The organism is Hymenobacter jeongseonensis (genome assembly GCF_015694725.1).
In the GTDB taxonomy this organism is placed as follows: domain Bacteria; phylum Bacteroidota; class Bacteroidia; order Cytophagales; family Hymenobacteraceae; genus Hymenobacter; species Hymenobacter jeongseonensis.
Map to the genome: position 1 here is coordinate 160,106 of NZ_JADQDQ010000009.1, position 19,245 is coordinate 179,350.

General features: G+C 61.3%; 17 protein-coding genes and 1 riboswitch. Of the genes, 10 read left to right on the top strand and 7 right to left on the bottom strand.

Translation table 11 applies throughout. The annotated features are described in order from the left end of the window. Positions 1-25 precede the first annotated feature (25 nt). The 4 genes from I2I05_RS17150 (at position 26) to I2I05_RS17165 (ending at position 3,248) form a co-directional block, all read left to right on the top strand. Positions 26-1,045, top strand: a complete 1,020-nt coding sequence (locus tag I2I05_RS17150) for a ferritin-like domain-containing protein (RefSeq protein ID WP_196283483.1) — start codon at positions 26-28, stop codon at positions 1,043-1,045. Positions 1,046-1,191: 146 nt separating this feature from the next. Then, positions 1,192-1,908, top strand: coding sequence for a ferritin-like domain-containing protein (locus I2I05_RS17155; protein WP_196283484.1), 717 nt, complete (start codon positions 1,192-1,194; stop codon positions 1,906-1,908). A 24-nt stretch (positions 1,909-1,932) separates the two neighbouring features. After that, a complete protein-coding gene (locus I2I05_RS17160; protein ID WP_196283485.1) occupies positions 1,933-2,823 on the top strand; it encodes a ferritin-like domain-containing protein in 891 nt (296 codons plus the stop codon). Between the two features lie 209 nt (positions 2,824-3,032). Next, a complete protein-coding gene (locus I2I05_RS17165; protein ID WP_196283486.1) occupies positions 3,033-3,248 on the top strand; it encodes a hypothetical protein in 216 nt (71 codons plus the stop codon). Positions 3,249-3,290: 42 nt separating this feature from the next. On the opposite strand, the gene queG is transcribed toward I2I05_RS17165, so the two are convergent. From queG to I2I05_RS17180, 3 genes are all read right to left on the bottom strand, one after another. Beyond that, positions 3,291-4,226 (bottom strand): tRNA epoxyqueuosine(34) reductase QueG, encoded by a 936-nt coding sequence (queG, locus tag I2I05_RS17170; RefSeq protein WP_196283487.1) that lies wholly within the window; start codon positions 4,224-4,226, stop codon positions 3,291-3,293. A gap of 140 nt (positions 4,227-4,366) precedes the next feature. After that, complete coding sequence (gene ruvB, locus I2I05_RS17175) at positions 4,367-5,422, bottom strand: Holliday junction branch migration DNA helicase RuvB (RefSeq protein ID WP_196283488.1); 1,056 nt, start codon at positions 5,420-5,422, stop codon at positions 4,367-4,369. Positions 5,423-5,633: 211 nt separating this feature from the next. After that, a complete protein-coding gene (locus tag I2I05_RS17180; protein WP_196283489.1) occupies positions 5,634-5,981 on the bottom strand; it encodes an HIRAN domain-containing protein in 348 nt (115 codons plus the stop codon). A gap of 120 nt (positions 5,982-6,101) precedes the next feature. Between I2I05_RS17180 and I2I05_RS17185 the strand changes: the two genes are divergently transcribed. Beyond that, positions 6,102-6,446 (top strand): hypothetical protein, encoded by a 345-nt coding sequence (locus tag I2I05_RS17185; protein WP_196283490.1) that lies wholly within the window; start codon positions 6,102-6,104, stop codon positions 6,444-6,446. 88 nt (positions 6,447-6,534) lie between these two features. On the opposite strand, the gene I2I05_RS17190 is transcribed toward I2I05_RS17185, so the two are convergent. Beyond that, positions 6,535-7,770: an acyl-CoA dehydrogenase family protein gene (locus I2I05_RS17190; protein ID WP_230688388.1), complete on the bottom strand. Its 1,236-nt coding sequence runs from the start codon at positions 7,768-7,770 to the stop codon at positions 6,535-6,537. A gap of 202 nt (positions 7,771-7,972) precedes the next feature. On the opposite strand from I2I05_RS17190, the gene I2I05_RS17195 reads away from it, so the two are divergent. After that, a complete protein-coding gene (locus tag I2I05_RS17195) occupies positions 7,973-9,712 on the top strand; it encodes an APC family permease (protein WP_196283491.1) in 1,740 nt (579 codons plus the stop codon). Between the two features lie 132 nt (positions 9,713-9,844). Here I2I05_RS17195 and I2I05_RS17200 read toward each other — a convergent pair whose 3' ends face one another. Then, complete coding sequence (locus I2I05_RS17200; RefSeq protein ID WP_196283492.1) at positions 9,845-12,331, bottom strand: TonB-dependent receptor; 2,487 nt, start codon at positions 12,329-12,331, stop codon at positions 9,845-9,847. Between the two features lie 61 nt (positions 12,332-12,392). Then, positions 12,393-12,498, bottom strand: a riboswitch (TPP riboswitch). A 174-nt stretch (positions 12,499-12,672) separates the two neighbouring features. Between I2I05_RS17200 and I2I05_RS17205 the strand changes: the two genes are divergently transcribed. After that, positions 12,673-12,897, top strand: coding sequence for a hypothetical protein (locus I2I05_RS17205; protein WP_196283544.1), 225 nt, complete (start codon positions 12,673-12,675; stop codon positions 12,895-12,897). Between the two features lie 159 nt (positions 12,898-13,056). Here the strand turns inward: I2I05_RS17205 and I2I05_RS17210 are convergent, their stop codons facing one another. Together I2I05_RS17210 and pnuC are read right to left on the bottom strand one after the other, a co-directional pair. Further along, positions 13,057-14,502 (bottom strand): aldose epimerase family protein, encoded by a 1,446-nt coding sequence (locus tag I2I05_RS17210; RefSeq protein ID WP_196283493.1) that lies wholly within the window; start codon positions 14,500-14,502, stop codon positions 13,057-13,059. Between the two features lie 130 nt (positions 14,503-14,632). Next, positions 14,633-15,277, bottom strand: a complete 645-nt coding sequence (gene pnuC, locus I2I05_RS17215) for a nicotinamide riboside transporter PnuC (protein WP_317192370.1) — start codon at positions 15,275-15,277, stop codon at positions 14,633-14,635. Between the two features lie 75 nt (positions 15,278-15,352). On the opposite strand from pnuC, the gene I2I05_RS17220 reads away from it, so the two are divergent. From I2I05_RS17220 to hrpB, 3 genes are all read left to right on the top strand, one after another. Beyond that, positions 15,353-15,685, top strand: coding sequence for a rhodanese-like domain-containing protein (locus I2I05_RS17220; RefSeq protein WP_196283495.1), 333 nt, complete (start codon positions 15,353-15,355; stop codon positions 15,683-15,685). A 91-nt stretch (positions 15,686-15,776) separates the two neighbouring features. Next, entirely contained in the window at positions 15,777-16,565 is a 789-nt protein-coding gene (locus tag I2I05_RS17225; protein WP_196283496.1) for a YqjF family protein, read from the top strand. 9 nt (positions 16,566-16,574) lie between these two features. After that, positions 16,575-19,175, top strand: coding sequence for an ATP-dependent helicase HrpB (hrpB, locus tag I2I05_RS17230; protein ID WP_317192369.1), 2,601 nt, complete (start codon positions 16,575-16,577; stop codon positions 19,173-19,175). Positions 19,176-19,245: the final 70 nt, after the last annotated feature.

Sequence of the window (19,245 nt, forward strand, 5' to 3'; positions counted from 1 at the left end):
TTCCTTATTTTAATCTTCCTGCTTTATGAATCTTCTGAATATTCTCTCCGAAATCGAAAAGGTGGACCCCGAAGTGTACGGTCGCCTCGATTCACGCCGCCGCGTGTTCCAGCACCTGAGCGGGCTGGGCGGCAAGTTGGCCGTTGCCGCCGTGCCCTTTGCCCTGGGTTCTATCTTCAACAAAGCCTACGCCGGCGCCACCGCCACGCAGGCCACCGTGCTGGAAGTGCTTAATTACGCGCTGCTGCTGGAGCACCTCGAAGCCAATTTTTACAACATCGGCACGGGTAGCACCACCATCACCAGTGCCTTGAGCGCCAACAACGTCAAGTCCCTGAATTCGATTAAAACCGACGAAAACAACCACGTTACCTTCCTGCGCGGGGTCATCGCAGCGGCCCCATTCAACGCCACGCCAGTGGCGCCAGCCGCCACGGACTTTGACTACACCGGCGCGCAGGGCGGCTCGCGGGCCGCGCTTTTTGCCGATGTGCTGACCAACCCAGCCACGTTTTTGGCTGTGGCCCAGGCCCTGGAAGACACCGGCGTGCGGGCCTACAAGGGCAGCGCCACGGATTTGATGTCGAACAAAACCGTGCTCGAAGCCGCCCTCAACATTCATTCGGTGGAAGCTCGCCACGCTGCCCGCGTGCGCACCATGCGCCGTGGCGGGCTGATGCCCGCCAACGACCGTGCCTCACTGGTTGCCCCGGGTGCCAACCTCAGCACCTCGCCCAAGAGTTGGGTATCGGGCCGCGACGGAGGTGGCCCCGCCCCGGGCACAACCGACGCGGTGTATGGCCCGGGCACGCCGGCATCGGGCACGGCCACCACGATTTTCTACCCGGCCGAAGACAATGTGACCCAGGCCGGGGCCAGCATCAGCACCATCCTCACCACGGCTGTTATTGCGGGACTGGCCACGACCAATATCCCGACGGCTGCTTCTGAAGCGTTTGACGAACCCCTGGACATGGCCACAGTGAAAGCCATTGCCCGCAACTTCGTCAAAACCGGCACCCCAACGTTTGCGCTTCTGTCGTAGCCAAAAAATTTTCAGTCAATGTGTTTCATACAAGGATGGCCCGCCCCGGGCCATCCTTTTTTTGGGGGCATGCCACCCCTGGGCCGCTGCGAGTATCTTTGTAGGTAGCGGCGAGGTGCGCTTGGGCACCCGGCGGTTCTATTCTTATGTCTGATTCGTTTTTTTCCCGGAGCGGGGCTTTGCATCGCCGGACTTTTTTACGGGTAGCGGGCGCTTCGGCGGCCACCGCCTCGCTGGTATTGGCCGGCTGCTCCGACACGGAGCCTACGCCCGTAGTCGTTGACCCAAACTTGCTGCAACTGGCCCAGGCCGACCCGGGCCTGCTCAATTACCTGTATTTGCTAAAGCAGCTCCAAACGGCTTTCTACCAAAAGGTGGTCGATGCATTTCCAAGTGACTTTTCAGCAGCCGAGAAGCTCGCTTTCAACGACCTGCGCGACCATGAACTGGTCCACCGCGAAACGTTGCGCTTTATGCTGGGCGCCAACGCCTACGACACGGCCCTGTTGCAGCCGCTGCCGTTTGACTTCTCCAGCCTGACGCTCACCTCACGGGCCGGCGTGCTGGCAGGTGCGCAGCAGCTCGAAGACCTGTCGGTGGCGGCCTACGCCGGGAGCTTGCGCTTGTTGGCGGCTGTTCCCACGGCAGCGCTGCTAGCCAAGATTGCCTCGGTGGAAGCCCGCCATGCCGCTTTCGTCCGCGACCTGCGCACCCCCGGCTCCTTTGCCGACACCGATGTGGTGGTGAGTGAAGGCGCCCTGCAGAGCGTGAGTTTGGCCAAAACCCCCACTCAGGTCCTCGACGAGACCAAAGCTTTTTTCTTGCCCGTTGTGGTTTCGCCCAGCTCACTGCCCACGGCGTAGCGCCTCCTTTTTGCCTGATTCCGCATGAATTTCCTCTCGCTTCTCGACCGCATCAGTTCCGTCGACGCTCCCTCGGACGCCGCTCCCCGCCGTGACCTGCTTCGCCAGCTGGGCCAAGCCGGTGCGCGCGCGGCAGTAGCCGCCTTGCCCCTGGCCCTCGGTACGCCCGCGCAAGCGGCTCCCGCCAATAATTCCTTCGACGCCGTTGTTCTGCTCCTCAAGCTCGAAGACCTGCTCATGGACTTTTACACCAAGGCGCTGGCGGCACCCGTGCTCACCAACGCTGCCCAGGCCGCCGTCCGGCTCGATTTTGTGCGCCTGCAGCAGCAGCAGCAGGGCCACGCCCGTTTTCTGCGCGATACCCTTTCGTTTGCGGGTGTAACTCCGCCCCCGGCGCCTAGCTTCGACTTCAGTGGCCGCCGAAACAACCCGGCAAACCCCGTGCTGTTCCCTAACGTGCTGACCGACTACACGGCTTTCCTGCAGCTTGCCCAGCAACTGGAGGACGCCAGCGCCAGCATTTACCTCGGCCAGCTTGCCTTCCTCACCACCGACAAGCCCCTGTTTGACGCTGTACTCCGCATGCAGTTGGTGGAAGCCCGCCACGCTTCGCACGTTCGCACCTTGCGGCGCTCCGCTACGCCGGCCACAGCGGTAAAAAGCTGGCCCAGCACCGCCGACACGGCCCCTACCGCTGCCGTGTTGGTTCCCAGCACCAGCAGCAGTGGCGCTACACCCACGTCCATCTACACCTTCGAAGCCAACGAGCGGCAAATCTCGACCGGTACCACCGTTGTCCCCTTCCCAACCATTCTCACTGGCGTTAACGCGGTGCAGTCCAGGGCATTTGCGGAGGCTTTCGACGAACCGCTGCCTACGCTCCAGGCTACGGCGCTGCTTAGTATTTTTGGTTAAGGATATAAAATTTGGGTATTATGACGGAAAGGAGCGGCTCAGGCCGCTCCTTTTGCGTATTCGGTCTGCTTGGGCAATTAGATTCTATGTGCTTCTCTTGCACAATTCTCCCTTGCTATTGTATCTTTATTAAAGGGTGGCAACCAAGCTCTTCCGTAGGAATTGGTGCCCATTTTTATATTTCTTCTTTCTTTCGTACTGCCAACGCTATGCTAGACTACGTGAAAATGATTCTGCTCAAAGTAAGCTTTAACCAAGCCCTGTTCGAAAAAGAACTCCGTAAGTCTCTCAAAATGCTCATGCCAGCGGAGGTGCCAGACTTTCGGGTGTGGTGCTACCAGCAGTTTGCCCGCGTTTATCGCCTTGTGCTGCAACGCGTGTTTGGCAGCCTCGACGAATCAGCCTTTCAAATCAGCGTCGGGTAGTCGAGCCAGTAGCGCCGCGCCATATGCCCAAACTGTGGCCGCTTAGTCGGTGTCGAGCACAAACTTAATGTTGCGCTTCAGCCCTTCGTAGCCCGTGCGCTTCACGGCCGACTGGCGGAACAGCTCCGTGAACAATTCGTGGGTGATTTCGCGCCAGTCGCCGGGCGTCAGGTCTTTCAGGCTAGGATGCGCCTGAAACTGGGGCTCGCTGTGCGGTTTCGAAAAGCGGTTCCAAGGGCACACGTCCTGGCAGATGTCGCAGCCGAAAACCCAGTTGCCGAATTGCCCGGCCACCTCGGTGGGTATCTGGTCCTTCAACTCGATGGTGAAGTAGCTGATGCACTTGCTGCCGTCCACCACATACGGCTCCGTGATGGCCTGCGTGGGGCAGGCGTCCACGCATTTGGTGCAGGTGCCGCAGTAGTCCCGGATGGGACCGTCGGCGGGCAGTTCCACGTCCACAATTAACTCGGCGATGAAGTAGAACGAGCCGGTGCCGGGCGTTATTAGGTTGGAGTTTTTGCCCACCCAGCCAAGGCCGGATTTCTTGGCCCAGGCCTTGTCCAGTACTGGTGCCGAATCGACGAAGCAGCGCCCACCAATCTGCCCTATTTCGGCTTCCATATCGGCCAGCAGCAGCTTCAGCTTGTCTTTAATGACGAAGTGGTAGTCTCGGCCGTAAGCGTATTTGCTCACTTTGAGCGTGTCATCGGCTTGCTGGTCTTCCGGTGCGGGATAGTAGTTCAGCAGCAGCGAAATCACCGATTTGGCACCGTCTACCAGCAGGCGTGGGTCGAGGCGCTTGTCGAAGTGGTTTTCCATATAGCCCATCTTGCCGTTCATGCGGCGCGTGAGCCAGGTTTCGAGGCGCGGGGCCTCTTCCTCCAAAAATTCGGCCTTGGAAATACCACAGGCCATGAAGCCTAGCTCGGCCGCACGGCGCTTGATAAACGGGGCCCATTCGGATTGGGGAAGCATGGGCGACGGAGAAAGAGGTGCAAAGAAACAGAAAACGCGCCGCTGGGGGCGGCGCGTTCCGTAGTGTAGCGTGGACTCTGCGAGTCCGCGCATGGTTCAGTTCGTTCGAAACGCGGACTCGCAGAGTTCACACTACGACGCTACGACGTTATTTCATCAAACAAGCTAGCGCCGTTGTTGCCGCGCAAGTGGTTTGGGAGCAGGCGGCCCAGGTGCTGGTACGCAGCCTCGGTAGCCTCGCGGCCGCGCGAGGTGCGCTTGATGTAGCCTTCCTGAATCAGGAACGGTTCGTACACTTCCTCGATGGTTTCGCCTTCCTCGCCGCAGGCCGTGGCGATGGTGCTGATGCCCACCGGGCCGCCTTTGAACTTGTCGATGATGGTGGTCAGGATGCGCTTGTCCATGTCGTCGAGGCCGCGAGCGTCTACGTCAAGGGCATTGAGGGCAAACTGTGCAATGTCTACCGTGATGGTACCGTCGCCCTTAATTTGAGCAAAGTCGCGGGTGCGGCGCAGCAGGTTGTTAGCAATGCGCGGGGTACCGCGCGAGCGGCGGGCAATTTCAAAAGCTGCGTCTTCGTGAATAGGCGTACCGAGGATTTCGGCCGAACGATGCACGATGGTGGTCAGCAGCTTGGAATCGTAGTATTCCAGGCGGGCCGAAATACCGAAACGGGCCCGTAGCGGCGCCGTGAGCATGCCCGAACGCGTGGTGGCGCCCACCAAGGTGAAGGGCGACAGCGAAATTTGCACCGAACGCGCATTCGGACCCGAATCGAGCATGATGTCGATGCGGTAGTCCTCCATTGCCGAGTAGAGGTATTCTTCCACCACGGGGTTGAGGCGGTGGATTTCGTCGATGAACAGCACGTCGTGCGGCTCCAGGTTGGTGAGCAGGCCGGCGAGGTCGCTGGGCTTGTCCAGCACCGGGCCGCTCGTCATCTTGATGCCCGAGCCCAACTCGTTGGCAATGATGTGCGAGAGCGTGGTTTTGCCCAGGCCGGGAGGGCCGTGCAGCAGTACGTGGTCGAGGGCGTCGCCGCGCTGCTTGGCAGCGGCCACGAACACCTTCAGGTTCTCCAGAATTTTTTCCTGGCCCGTGAAGTCGTCGAAACTAAGCGGCCGCAGGGCCTTGTCAATGTCCTTATCGGTGGCATCGAAACTCTCGTTGCCGCCAGTGAGATAGGCTTCGCGCATAATGGTATTTACTAAATTAATTGGTCGACGCTTGCTAAGCTAGTGAGTAACCTTGTTGCCGGCAAAAAAGCTCCTTTGCGTTCCAAAAAAGTAGCCTTATATAAAGGACGCCATGCTGAGCTTGTCGAAGCATCTCGCGTGCTTCGCTGAACGACTAAGATTACTACCACACGCGAGATGCTTCGACAATCTCGGCATGACGTTCCTGTTATTACTCGTTCAACAGCACTTCAATATCCAAGTGCAGCCAATCCGATTCCCAGGACTTGTGGTTGAGGCGGGCCGTAAGGTTTTTGCCGGCGTCGAGGAGGCGCGCTACGGTTTCGTTGCGGCCTTCGGGTAGGTAGCCGAGCCACACGTTGGCGGGGTCGGTAGCGGGGGCGGTGTGCACTTGCACGGCCCAGTCGTCGTATTTGTTGCTGGGCTCGCGGCTCAGCTGCAGGGCCTGCCCCACGCTCAGGCTGGGCTCGTACTGCACGAGGTTGTCGCGGTGCGAAGTGCCGGCCACGAGGCACTCGAGCAGCACGAGGGGTTCGGAATCGGTAGCGATTTTCATCATGGGGCCAAATTACGGCATGGGCGGCAGGTTTTGGTTTTGTGTAATGCTTGCGTTCGAGGCCATGCCACGCCGTCCTCAGTATATTGAATCAATATTTCCACTCTTCCCTCTTAACTTTTTATGAAAAAAGCATTTCTCGCCGCCGCGCTGGCGCTGGCCGTGGCCGGCTCCTGGGCCTTCGCTCCCAATGAGAACCAGCCCGGTACCTACATGCAACTGGATGCTTATAACGTAGACGGCCGGGGCACCCTAATTATTACTGCAGCTGATGGCAAGGTGAACATGATACAGGTGAAGGAGGCGGACGCGCCCCTGGGTCGCTCCAAAACGCTGCTCAAACTTAACGAACTGCGGCACGATGGGTGGCAGGTGGTGCAGATGACCGACCGAAACACGCCATCCACAACCAATGGCAATTACTATAATAATACTTTCAGCGAGACGTATTTGTTGGAGAAACGCTGAAGCCTAGCCATCCCAAACGCCTACACAAATCGGCCGCTCCATTACTAGAGCGGCCGTTTTGTGTGTCTCGAGCCAGAAGCCGTCGATATTATTTAAACGCCTGAATGCCCGTAATATCAGCACCCGTAATCAACAGGTGGATGTCGTGGGTGCCCTCATAGGTAATCACCGATTCCAGATTCATCATGTGGCGCATGATGGGGTACTCGCCGGTGATGCCCATGCCGCCGTGAATCTGGCGGGCTTCGCGAGCCACATGCAGGGCCATTTCCACGGAGTTGCGCTTAGCCATGCTGATTTGGGCGCTGGTGGCTTTGCCTTCGTTTTTGAGCACGCCCAAGCGCCAGGCCATGAGCTGAGCCTTGGTGATTTCGGTAATCATCTCGGCCAGTTTCTTCTGCTGCAGTTGGAAGCCGCCGATGGGCTGACCGAACTGCTCGCGCTGCAGCGAGTATTTCAGGGCCGACTCGTAGCAATCGATGGCCGCGCCGATGGCGCCCCAGGCGATGCCGAAACGGGCCGAATCGAGGCAGCTGAGCGGGCCTTTGAGGCCGTCGATGTTGGGCAGGATGTTCTCCTTTGGGATTTTTACATCCTCAAACACCAGCTCGCCAGTGGTGCTGGCGCGCAGGCTCCATTTGTTGTGGATTTCGGGGGTGCTGAAGCCTTCCATGCCGCGCTCCACAATCACGCCTTTGATGCGGCCTTGCTCGTTTTTGGCCCATACCACGGCCACTTGGCACTCGGGGGAGTTCGAAATCCAGAGCTTGGCGCCGTTCAGCAAGTAATGGTCGCCTTTGTCCTCGATTTTGGTGGTCATGCCGCCGGGGTTCGAGCCGTGGTCGGGCTCGGTGAGGCCGAAGCAGCCCAGCCATGCGCCGCTGGCGAGCTTGGGCAGGAACTTCTTGCGCTGCTCCTCGGAGCCATATTGGTAAATGGGGAACATCACCAGCGAGCCCTGCACCGAGGCCGTGGAGCGCATGCCGGAATCGCCGCGCTCAATTTCCTGCATGATGAGGCCGTAGCTGATGTAATCCAGCCCGCCGCCGCCGTACTCCTGGGGCACGGTGGGACCGAAAGCGCCCACGTCACCAAACTTCCGCACGATTTCCGAAGGAAAATGCGCGTCCTGCGCCCACTTCTCAATGTTCGGATTAATTTCTTTTTTGACGAAGTCGCGGATGCTCTGGCGGATGAGCAGGTGCTCCTCGGTGAGCAGACCGTCGAGGTCGAAGTAATCGGTGAAGCCGTTGGCGTTGGTGCTGCCTTTTTGGGCGGTGTGGGCTTTGGATTCCGGGGAAAGAACGTCGGCTTGGGAGGACATAAAGGGGGTGGTGAGGTGGGATGTGCGCGCAAAGATAACAGCCGTAGCGGGGGCGCAGTTCGCTGCGCAACAGCCCGAAAACCAGATTAAAAATTTCGTTGTGGTGAGGTTTTGCAAAAATTTCGCTTCTTACTGCTCCCAAACGCAGGCTTCGCCGTACAGACTATCCATTCCCACCTACCCGCCTTAGCTAAGGCCGCACATGAGCCACGCAAAGAAACTTAACGAACTGGAAGCCACTGCCATTTGCGGCAACGACATTTCCTCTTCCTGCCTGTACGTCTCGGCCCTGGCCATTTCCTATGCCGGGCAATATGCCTGGCTGGCCCTGCTGGTAGTCGGGGCGGTGCTGTTTCTGTTTCGTAAAATTTACGGCGAGGTAGTGGGCGCCCTGCCCCTGAACGGCGGCGCCTACAACGTGCTCCTGAACACCACCAGCAAGCGCAACGCCGCCCTGGCCGCCTGCCTCACCATCCTGTCCTACATGGCCACGGCCGTGCTCTCGGCCAACGAGGCCATGCACTACCTGCACACGTTGTGGCACAGCTTGCCCATTATTAGCGCCACCATGGGGCTGCTGGCGCTGTTTCTGCTGCTAACCATACTGGGCATGTCCGAATCAGCCATTGTGGCGGTGGTTATTTTCATTACTCACCTGCTGTCGCTCACGCTGCTGGTGGGCGTGGCGGTGTGGTATCTGGCCCAAAACGGCTTCGATAATTTGTCGCTCAACTTCCAAATGCCCGTCAAGGGCGGGAGCGTTATGAATGCGCTGTTTTTTGGTTTTAGTGCGGCTATGCTGGGCATTTCGGGGTTCGAAAGCTCGGCCAACTTCGTGGAGGAGCAGGCCCGAGGCGTGTTCCAGAAAACCCTGCGCAACATGTGGGTGGTGGTCACGGTGTTCAACCCGCTGATTGCCTTTCTGGCCATTGCCGTGCTCCCGCTGGCCGAAGTAGGGCAGCACACCGAAACCCTGCTTTCGCACATGGGCACCGTCACGGGCGGCCCTTGGCTGGGCACGCTCATCTCCATCAATGCCGTGGCCGTGCTCAGCGGGGCCGTGCTCACCTCCTTCGTGGGCGTGAGCGGCCTGATGAAGCGGATGACGCTGGACCGCATTCTGCCGCAGTTTTTCCTCAAGGAGAACAAGCGGGGCAGCAACTACGTCATCCTCATCACGTTTTTCGTGCTCTGCGTGTCCGTGCTGTTGATTACGAACGGCAAACTGGGGCCGCTGGCCGGGGTGTACACCATTTCGTTTCTGTCGGTGATGGCCTTTTTTGCCCTTGGCAACTTCCTGCTGAAGCGCAAGCGGCCCAACCTGCCGCGCCCCGTGTACGCCGGCATCATTACGGTTACGCTGGCCTTGCTGGGCGTTTTCGTAGCCTTGTATGGCAATGTTAAGATTCACCCCGAATACCTGGTGGTGTTCCTGCAGTACTTTCTGCCGACCATGGCCGTGGTGTCCATCATGCTCAACCGCATTGCCATACTTAACTTTATCTTGAAGGCCGTGGATGCCTTTGAACGCCACCTGCCCCGGGCCTCCCGGCTGGGGCGCCTCATGGTGCGGCGCCAGCTGCGCGAGCTGTCCAAGCAGGAATTTGTGTTTTTCACCAAGGGCGACAACGTGGCCAACCTGAACAAGGTGATGGCCTACGTAGTGGAAAACGAGTTTACCAACCGCCTCAAAATCGTGACGTTGCTAAAAGACGGCGAAAACTACCCCCAGGATTTGCTCAACGACATCCGGGTGCTGGACCGCGCCTACGAGCAAATCGAAGTGGATTTCGTGACGATGGAAGGCAAATTTGGCCCCGAGCTGATTGAGGAACTGTCCGAGAAGTGGTGCATTCCCAAGAACTTCATGTTTATCGGCTCTCCCGGCGACCGGTTTCCGTACCAGATTTCCGAGTTGGGCGGCGTACGTCTGATTATTTGAGGAAAAGGCGCGCAAAAAAGAACGTCCTGCTGAGCGGGCCGAAGCATTTCCACCGCAGTAGTAACTGATTACTCCTCGTGTCACAGATGCTTCGACCCACTCAGCAGGACGTTCTAGCTTATTGGCCGATACCTAAAACTTCAGGTTCACCGAAGCCAGGAAGTTACGGGTGGCCTGCGGGAAGAACCAATTGAAGGTTTCCTGCTGCCCGCTGAAACCCACGTAGCTGTAGGTATAGCCGTTGGCCACGTACTCGCGGTTGAGCAGGTTATTCACCAGCAAGGCCAGCTCGATTTCCTTCATGAAAACCGGGCGAATGACGTAGCGCAGGCGTAAATCGAGCACTTGATAGGCGGCAATGCGCCGTGCCTCGTTGGCCGAGTTATCGAGGTATTGCTGGCCCACGGTTTTGTAGAGCAAGGCCAAACGCAGGCCTTTCAGGGGCTGGCCTTCCAAAGTGTGGGCCGAAACGACGCCGGGCGAATAGGAAATGGTGGACGTGCGCGGGGCGGCCTCCACCCGCTCGTAGTTGGCATCGTAGGTCACGTCGCGGTACTCCAGAATGCGGTTGCGGCTCAGCGTCAGGGTGCTGCTCAGGCTGATTTTATCGTCGGCCGAAATAGCGCCGGTGAGTTCCAGGCCGGTGCGGTAGCTGCGCGCCACGTTGGTGCGGAGCGGCGCGCCCACGTCGTTGAGCTGGCCGGTAGCCACCAGCTGGTCGCGGTAGTTCATGTAGAAATAGTTGGCTTCGAGGCGCACGGCCGTGCGCGGCCCCAGCAGGCTCAGGTCGGCGCGGGTGAGGCGGTAGCCCGCTTCGTAGTCTTCGAGGCGTTCGGCGCGGGCGGTTTGGTCGCCGGCGGGGCGGTCGGTGAAGTCGGCGCGCACGGGCTCGCGCTGGCCCACGGCAAAGCTGCCGTAGAGCTGCTGGCCCTCGGCCAGGGTGAAAGTGGCGCCGGCTTTGGGATTGAAAAAAGTGTAATTAGCGCGGGTGGTCACGTCGTTCTGGTCGTCCTCCAGGCCATCGATTTTGTACTCGATGCGGCGCACCTGCAAGTCGCCGTACACGCCAAGCCGGGGCAGCACCTGCCATGTGGCGCGGGCGTAGGCGTTGTTGTCCGATTTGGTGGCGTCGTTGAAATAGTAGCGTTGGCGCGGCCGGAGATTGGCCGCGTATTGGGCCCAGATAATCTCGCCGTAATGGTCGTTGTGGAAAATATTACCCGCTCCCCCGATAGTAGCCTGAAATTTGTCGTTGTCTTTGGGTTGGTAGTTGAAGGCAAAAGTGCCGCCGTAGAAGTAGTTATCGAGCCACTTCCGGTCGATGAGGTCGGTACGGGTGATGGTTTGGCTGCCAATCACCACGTCCGGCAGGCCAAAGGCCGAGAAGCGGCGGTTGGCGCGGTAGTTTTCGTAGTACCCCAGGCCGCGCGTGAGGTGCAGCGCCGCCCCCAGGTTCCAGTTTGCTCCTAAGGCCTGCGAGAGGTGCAGCTGGTAGTGGTTTTGCTGGTAGTTATCGGTTTGGTTGTCGTAGGTATAGTAGCTGTAGCGGCGGCCTTCCTGTTGCACACGCACGGCGTCGGCTTCCGATAATTCCCCGTTGTCCACGTAAGTCTGCAGCAGGGCGCGGTTGCCGGTAATGGCCGGCTCGGGCACACCGTTCCAGGCCTGGTAGGTTTTTTCGCGGCCCGAGAAGGTGATGAATTTGAGCAGTGTATTCTTGCCTTGGTAGCCCGCGGCCAGGTAATACGACTTCAAATCCGAAGCAGCCCGGTTCATGTAGCCGTCGGTGGCGATGCGCGAGAGGCGGCCGTCGAAGGTGAAGTGCCCGCCCACCAGCCCGGTGCCAAACTGCACGTTGTTCTTCCAGGTGTTGAATGAGCCGTAGGTGTTGTTAGTCTCGGCATAGGCTTCGCGGCGGTTGTCGAGCGTGCTAATGTTGATGCTGGCCCCAAAGGCGGCCCCGCCGTTCTGGCTGGTGCCCACGCCGCGCTGCACCTGCAGGGAATTGACGGACGAAGCCAAGTCGGGCAGGTTCACCAGGAACGCGCCGCGGGATTCCGGGTCGTTCAACGGCACCCCGTTGATGGTCATGTTGATGCCGATGTTGCTCGTGCCCCGAATGCGGATATCGGTGTAGCCCACGCCCGCCCCGGCATCGGAATTCACCACCACCGAAGGCGTCTGGTCGAGCAGATAGGGCAAATCCTGGCCGAAGTTGCGCTTGGCCAAATCCTCCTTGCTGAGATTGGTGTAGGCCGTGGCGGTGCGGTCGCTGGCGCGGGAAGCCGTCACCAGAGCTTCGCCGGTGAGCACAGCGCCGGGCTTCAGGCTGGCAGTCAGGCGTTGCTCGGTGGCCTGGCCCTGCACTTGCCGCACCACGGGCTCATACCCAACAAAGCTGATGCGCAGCTCATGCGTCCCGGCGGGCACGGCGCCCAGCACAAAGCTGCCCGTGGCATCGGTGGCCGGGCCCGCCACGCCGTCGAGCAATACGGTGGCGCCGGGTAGTCCGTCGCCCGTTCGGGCATCGGTAACCGTGCCGGACACGGGGCCTTGGGCCCATGCCGGCGCGAAGGCCGTCCCCAGAAGGGCGGCTCCCGCAATCAATACAGTCTTCAAAAAGATTATGGCGTAAAAAATGGAACGCGCCATCACCCCAGGGGTCGGAGTGACAGCGGAAACGTCCGCGGATTGTTTGTTCCCTTCGCCGGCATTACCCGGTTCAGGTTCGATGGGTATCATCTCAGCCGATGTCGTGCACAACATCAGCACCCCTAAACAGGATGCAAAGGTATACGCCCCGCGCCATACGGCCCGCAAAACAAGCTGCCAAGCTCCTCGGCAGGCAACTTTGCCCTTGGCCGTTTGTTGAAAGTCAGTTAATTTAGGGACGTCGGCCGGCGCAACGCCGGGACGCGAACCTTCGTTGAAAGTTTTGCACCGCTTCAGCTGTTATCGCCATGTTCAGCCTTGTCTACGCCGTTGCTTTTTGCGCCTTTTTCCTGTTTCTGCTGGTTCTCCCGCGCCGCCGCCGGGCCATGCCGCCGCCCCCTCCGCCCGACGGTGACGACGACGGCGGCGAACCACACGACCCCGGCCTGCCCGACCTGGATTTGCCCCCCGGCATTTCCCGGCCCATCAACGATTGGGAGCCCGACTACAACAAGCGCCGGGTGGGCGTATAGCGCGCATAGCGCACCCTTGCTTTTACTATAATATAAAGGCCGCCACGAGTGGGTTCAGGAGTGGTTTGACGGTCAATTTATGGCCCTCAAACCGCTCCTTTCTTTTTGCAGCATGGCTAGCCCGAACACCTAAATCCGGGCCCGGCACAAGTCCTGCCTTCAGCCGATTTCGATGGTGTAGGCAGCCGAGAATACCTGCCCCGGTTCCAGCGTCAGAATGCCCTCTTTTTCGCTGAGCTCGCCGGGCTCGCCCGTGGGACTGGCGATGCCGTGCCAGGGCTCGATGCACACAAAACCGGCGCCGGGGCCTTTGGTCCAGAGGCCGAGGTAGGGAAAGCCATCGAACTGGAACCGCACGAAATGCGCCGACTTGTGCGAGCGCAGCGTCAGGCGCGTAAAATCGTAGTGCTTGAACACCAAGGCATCGTCCGCAAACAGCTCGTAGCTGAGCGGCAATTCCCGTTCGTTGCGGAGTACCGGCGCGGTTTGGCCGGTGAGCAGGCCGCCTTGCAGCAGGTGACGGTCCAAGGTCACGGGGTGGTCGAATTCAAAGAAGTAATCTTCAAATTGCTCATCCGGCAGCAAGGGGCAGCGCAACGCGGGGTGCGCCCCAATGCTGAACAGCAGCGGCTGTTCGGGGGCGGGGTTGCGCACGTCCCAGCGCACGGTGAGCAGGGCGTCGCGCAGCGTATAGGTGATGGTTAGCTCGAAAGCGAAAGGGAAAACGGCCCGCGTTTTTTCGTCGTGGCGCAGCTGGAAAACCAACTGCGATGCACTTTGCTGGGCCACCGTAAACATCTGGTCGCGGGCAAAGCCGTGCTGGGGCAGGCTGTAGTCGCGGCCTTCGTGGTAGTACGCATCGCCGGGCAGGCGGCCCACCAGCGGAAACAGCACCGGCGCGTGGCGCGCCCACACGGCCGGGTCGGCGGGCCACAAGTACTCAAGGCCATCGGCCAGGGTTACCAGGCTGGTCAGCTCGGCGCCGTATGCGGCAAACGTGGCGCGGCAGCTGGGCGAGGTGAGGGTGTATTGGTCGGGGCGGGCGGGCATGGGAAGAGGCGAGGTGGGGAGAGGGAGCGAAGCGCCCCGCAGCAGCTCATCAATCAGAAAGCACGCCTGGGTGAACCGGCGGTCTTCGTTGCCGGATATCTCGGCAAAATTGGCCATTTGCTCGCGCAGCTCGCGCTGGTAGAGGTCGTAGAACTGCTGGCGCAGAAAGGGGTGTTCGCGGAGCGGGTCGGGCTGCCAGGGCAGGTCGATGCCCATGAGCAGCACCAGGTCGTAGTGCTGCTGGCTGATGCGGCGCAATATCCACTCCGGACAAGTGCCAAAAGCGTGCTCCGACCAGATTTTAATTACCAGCAAGTCGCTGTCGTAAAACACCAGCCCGTTGGCCTGGGCTTCGGCGTGCGCTTCGGCCAGGACCTGGCCACGGGCTATTTCCTCAATATCCTCGGGCGTGTAATGGGGACCGGAATCGGCCAGATACTCGCGGGCAAATTCGGGAGCAAAAGAGGTTCCGTAGTGAGCCGCCAGCCGAGCGGCCAACGTCGACTTGCCCGTGGATTCGGGACCAGTAAGGGAAACGCGCAGCAACTTATGCAAAAAAAAAGGGAGGTTAAACGGAGTGAGCGGCGGCCTAAATAAAACCAGAAATTATTTAGCCGGTGCAACCTAGTAAGTGGCTGGAAACGAAAAACCGGGCTGGGAACCGCGGCTCATCTCCCGCCAGCTTTTAAGAAACAACGGACTGCGCTTGCGCCGTCTGCGCTGCTAGCTCGCGCCGCCATTGCCAATAGCCGTACGCGGCCAGCCCCAAAAACACGGCGTAGAGCACGCTGGTCAGGTGCAAGTCGCGGTGCCAGTACATGCCTACGTAGGCCACGTCGACCCCAATCCAGAGCAGCCAGTTTTCGATGTTGCGGCGCGAAAGCAACAGCTGGGCCGCCAGGCTGATGGCCGTGGTGCTGCTGTCCCAATACGGCAGGGCCGCGTCGCTGTATCGACTAAACAAAAAGCCCACAACCACCGCAAACACTAGGCCCGCCGCCCCCAGCCACCAGGCCACCCGCCGCGGGGTGTGGGAAATGGGCAGCGAGGGCGCTTCGGGCGAAGCGTCCTTGCGCAGCCATTTCGCCCAGCCATACACCAGCAAGGCTATGAAAGCCAGCTGCAAGCCGGCATCCGAATAGAGCCGGGCCTGCTTGAAAACTACCAAGTAAAGCCCACCGTTGACAATGCCAATAGGGAAATTCCAGATGGAATTTCGGGCGGCCAGCCACACGCAGGCCACGCCCGTCACCACGCCGGCTACTTCCACCGGACTAGCGGCCTGCACTGCCGCCCAGGCCGCCGAAAATAAAGTAGCAGAGAGAACCACAGCCAACGCCAGCAGAAGAAGAAAGGCGCAAGGTAGGGCTCCGACGCCTACTTTTGCCCCACCTACTGCTCAGCTATGGAAAGCGTATCCCTGGAAATCAGCCCCGAAGAACTGCACCGCCGCCTGCAAGCCGGCGACGACCTGCAACTCGTGGACGTGCGCCAGCCCGAAGAATTTGACTACTGCCACCTGCCCGGCAGCCTCCTGCTGCCCCTGGACGAAATGCCCCGCCGCGCGGCCGAAATTCGCCCCGACGGCCCGGTGGTGCTTATTTGCCACCACGGCGTGCGCTCGGCCCACGCACTGGGCTACCTGCGCCACCGCCTCGGCCGCACCAACCTGCTGAACTTGCGCGGCGGCGTAGCCGCTTGGGCCGAGCAAGTCGACCCCGCCTTTCCGCGCTATTAAGCGCCAGAGCAAGCAGGTCAATTTCAAACCAGTCCCGTCGTTTAGGAGTTGGGTTCGTTGAAGGCACATATCCTGCTGCTTTCCGCTACCCATGCCCGATTTCTCTCTCTCCTCCGCGCTGCTGGCCGATGCGGGCGCCCCTACCCTATCCGCCAGGGTGGCACTGCGCGACCGGCCGGCCGGCACGCCATTACTGCGCCAGGAATGGGGCGACTTGCTGTTCATGCACTGGCCGGTTCCGGCCGAACTGCTTCAGCCCTACCTGCCGCCGCGGCTGACCATCGACACCTACGACGGCATGGCTTGGCTGGCGGTGGTACCGTTTCGCATGTCGAAAGTGCGTACCCGCATCAGCCCGCCGGTGCCGGGCGCCAATGAATTTCTGGAGCTGAACGTGCGCACCTACGTGCACCTCGATGGCGTGCCGGGCGTGTGGTTTTTCTCGCTCGATGCCACCAATGCGCTGGCCGTGTGGGCGGCCCGCACGTTTTTTAACCTGCCCTACCTGCGTGCCAACATGAGCTTGGACAGCCCTAGCCCGCAGCTGCGCCAGTTCCGGGCCCAACGCACCCACCCAAGCGCCCCGGCCGCCACTTTCCGCGCCACCTGGACGGTGGGCGCGCCGTTGCCGCCCGCCGAGCCCGGCTCATTGGCCTTTTTTCTCACGGAGCGCTACTGCCTTTATGCCAGCAATAAGGCGCACACCAAGCTCTACCGGGGCCGGGTGGCGCATGCACCGTGGCCCCTGTCCTCGGCCAATGTGCTGCACTTCGAATCATCGCTAATAGAGAGCCACGGCCTGCCTACGCCCGCTGGACTGCCCGTGCTGCACGCCGGCGGCCCCGTGAGCGTGGAGCTGTGGCCGATGCAGCGGGTGTAATTTTGGTGGGTGAAACCTGCCTTTATCCTGCCGCCGCTGCCCGAATTGCCCATCATTGCGGCCCTGCCCGCGTTGCGGGCTGCCCTGGCCAGCAATGCCCGCGTGGTGCTGGAAGCCCCCCCCGGCGCGGGCAAGACCACCGTGGTGCCGCTGGAGCTTTTGGCCGCCAGCTGGCGGAATCCGGACGATAAAATTCTGGTGCTCGAACCCCGCCAGTTGGCCGTGCGCGGGGCCGCCGCCCGCCTGGCGCAGCTACTGGGTGAGCCCGTGGGCCGCACCATCGGCTATCGGGTGCGGCTGGATAGCAAAGTGAGCCAGGAAACCCGGGTGGAAGTCATCACCGAAGGCATTCTCACGCGCATGATTCAGGACGACCCGGCGCTGGAAGGCGTGGCGGCCGTGGTGTTCGACGAATTTCACGAGCGCAGCCTCAATGCCGATTTGGGGCTGGCCCTGGCCCTGGATGCACAAGCCGTGCTGCGGCCCGACCTGCGGATTCTGATAATGAGTGCTACGCTGGAGGCCCAGCGCCTGGGCCAATGGCTGCCCGCCCCGGTGGTGTCCTCGGCCGGTTTTTTGTTTCCGATTGACACTCACTACCTCGACCCGCGCCGCGCTTCTTCGCTGCCCAACAAGCCCAACGAGCGGCTGGCCGAGCTGGTGCCCGCCCAGGTGCGCGCGGCCCTGAATACCCACGCCGAGGGCGACATTCTGGTATTTCTGCCCGGCGTGGGGGACTTGCAGCGGAGTGCCGGCAAGCTCACCGACGCCCTGGCCGATACCGTTGACCTGCACTTGCTGCACGGCGAGTTGCCGCTCGAAACCCAGGACGCCGCCCTGCGCCCCGCCCGCGCCGGGCGCCGCAAGGTCATCCTGGCCACCAGCATTGCCGAAACCAGCCTCACCATTGAAGGCGTGCGGGTGGTGATTGACGGCGGGTTTGCGCGGGTGCCGCGCTTTGTGCCCCGCACCGGCTTCACTACCCTGGAAACCGTGCCCGTGGCCCGCGCCGCGGCCGACCAGCGCCGGGGCCGCGCCGGCCGCCTGGCCCCCGGCACCTGCTACCGCCTCTGGACCGAAGCCGAGCACCACAACCTGCCTGCCCACCGCCCGCCCGAAATCCACACCGCCGACCTAAGCAGCCTGGTGCTGGAACTGGCCCTGTGGGGAGCGACGGAGCCAACCGGCTTGCGGTGGCTGGATGTGCCGCCGGTGGCCGCCTTCGCGCAAGCCCGGGAGCTGTTGCTGCGGCTGGGAGCGTTGGCTAACGAGACCAAAGTCACGCCGCACGGCCGGCAGTTGGCGGCGCTGGGCCTGCCGCCCCGCCTTGGACACTTGGTGGTGCGCGGCCAGGAGTTGGGCTACGGCGCGGCGGCGGGCGCGCTGGCCGCATTACTGGCCGAGCGCGACCTGCTGCGCTGGGCTTCGCCAACCGATACCCGCCCGATGCTGCCGGATTTGCGCCTGCGCCTGGAGGCGTTGGAAAGCGGCCGGCCGCCGCTGCCCGGCCTGGCGCTGCACCACGCCACGCTGCAGCGCGTACGCGACGTGGCCCGCAACCTGCAAGCCCGACAGCGGCAGGCGCCGGCCGCGGCTGGCTATTCGGCCGCGCAGGCGCCCGTTGGGTTGCTCACGGCGCTGGCGTACCCCGACCGCTTGGCCCAGCGCGAAACCCATGACCGGCTCCGCCTCGTAACGGGCCAGCGCGTGAGCTTGAACACGACGGATGTGGACCCGCAGGCCGAGTTCTTTGCGGTGGCTCACCTGGCCGGCACGGCGGCGGCGCCCCGCGCTACGTTGGCCGCGCCGCTGGGCAAAGACGAACTGGAACTGGCCTTCGCCGACCAGATTACCACCACCGACGAAGTGGGCTACGACGTTGCGGCCCAGCGCGTAAGTGGCCGCCGCGTGCGCCGGCTGGGGGCGTTATTGCTTTCGGAGGCGGTTATTGGCCAGCCCGACCCGGCGCTGGTCAGCCAGGCCCTGGGTACGTATTTGCAGGAAGCGGGTTTGAGCAAATTGAACTGGACGGCCGAGGCCCGGCAGCTACAGCAACGACTGGAATTTCTGCATCAGCAGTTCCCCGCATCCGAAGCAAACCCCGGGGAAGAGTGGCCCACTTTCAATGATAAAACCTTGACCCGGGAGCTTACGGAGTGGCTGGGCCCGCACCTCACCGGCCTCAAAACCCTGGCTGATGTGCAGCGTCTCAACCTGACCGAGCCGCTGCTGGCGCGCCTGCCCGGCGGTTGGAACCAACGCCAAGTGCTCGACCGCTTGGCCCCGGCCGCGCTGGAAGTACCCAGTGGCTCGCACATTGCCTTGGACTACAGCGACCCGGCCGCCCCGGTGCTTGCCGTGAAGCTGCAAGAGCTATTTGGCCTTACCGAGACGCCCACTGTGGCCGGCGGGCGCGTGCCGCTGCTGTTGCACCTGCTGTCGCCGGGCGGGCGGCCGGCGCAGGTCACGCGCGACCTGCGCAGCTTTTGGGAACGGGGCTACTTCGAGGTGCGCAAGGACTTGAAGGGCCGCTACCCCCGGCATCCCTGGCCCGACAAACCCATGGAGCACATTCCCACCAAACTCACCAAAAAGCGGCTGGGCCAGTAGCCGGTTTTCGTTACGGACTAATAGCCAATGTTATCATTACTCAAAAACCGGTAATTTATGAGGTAACAAT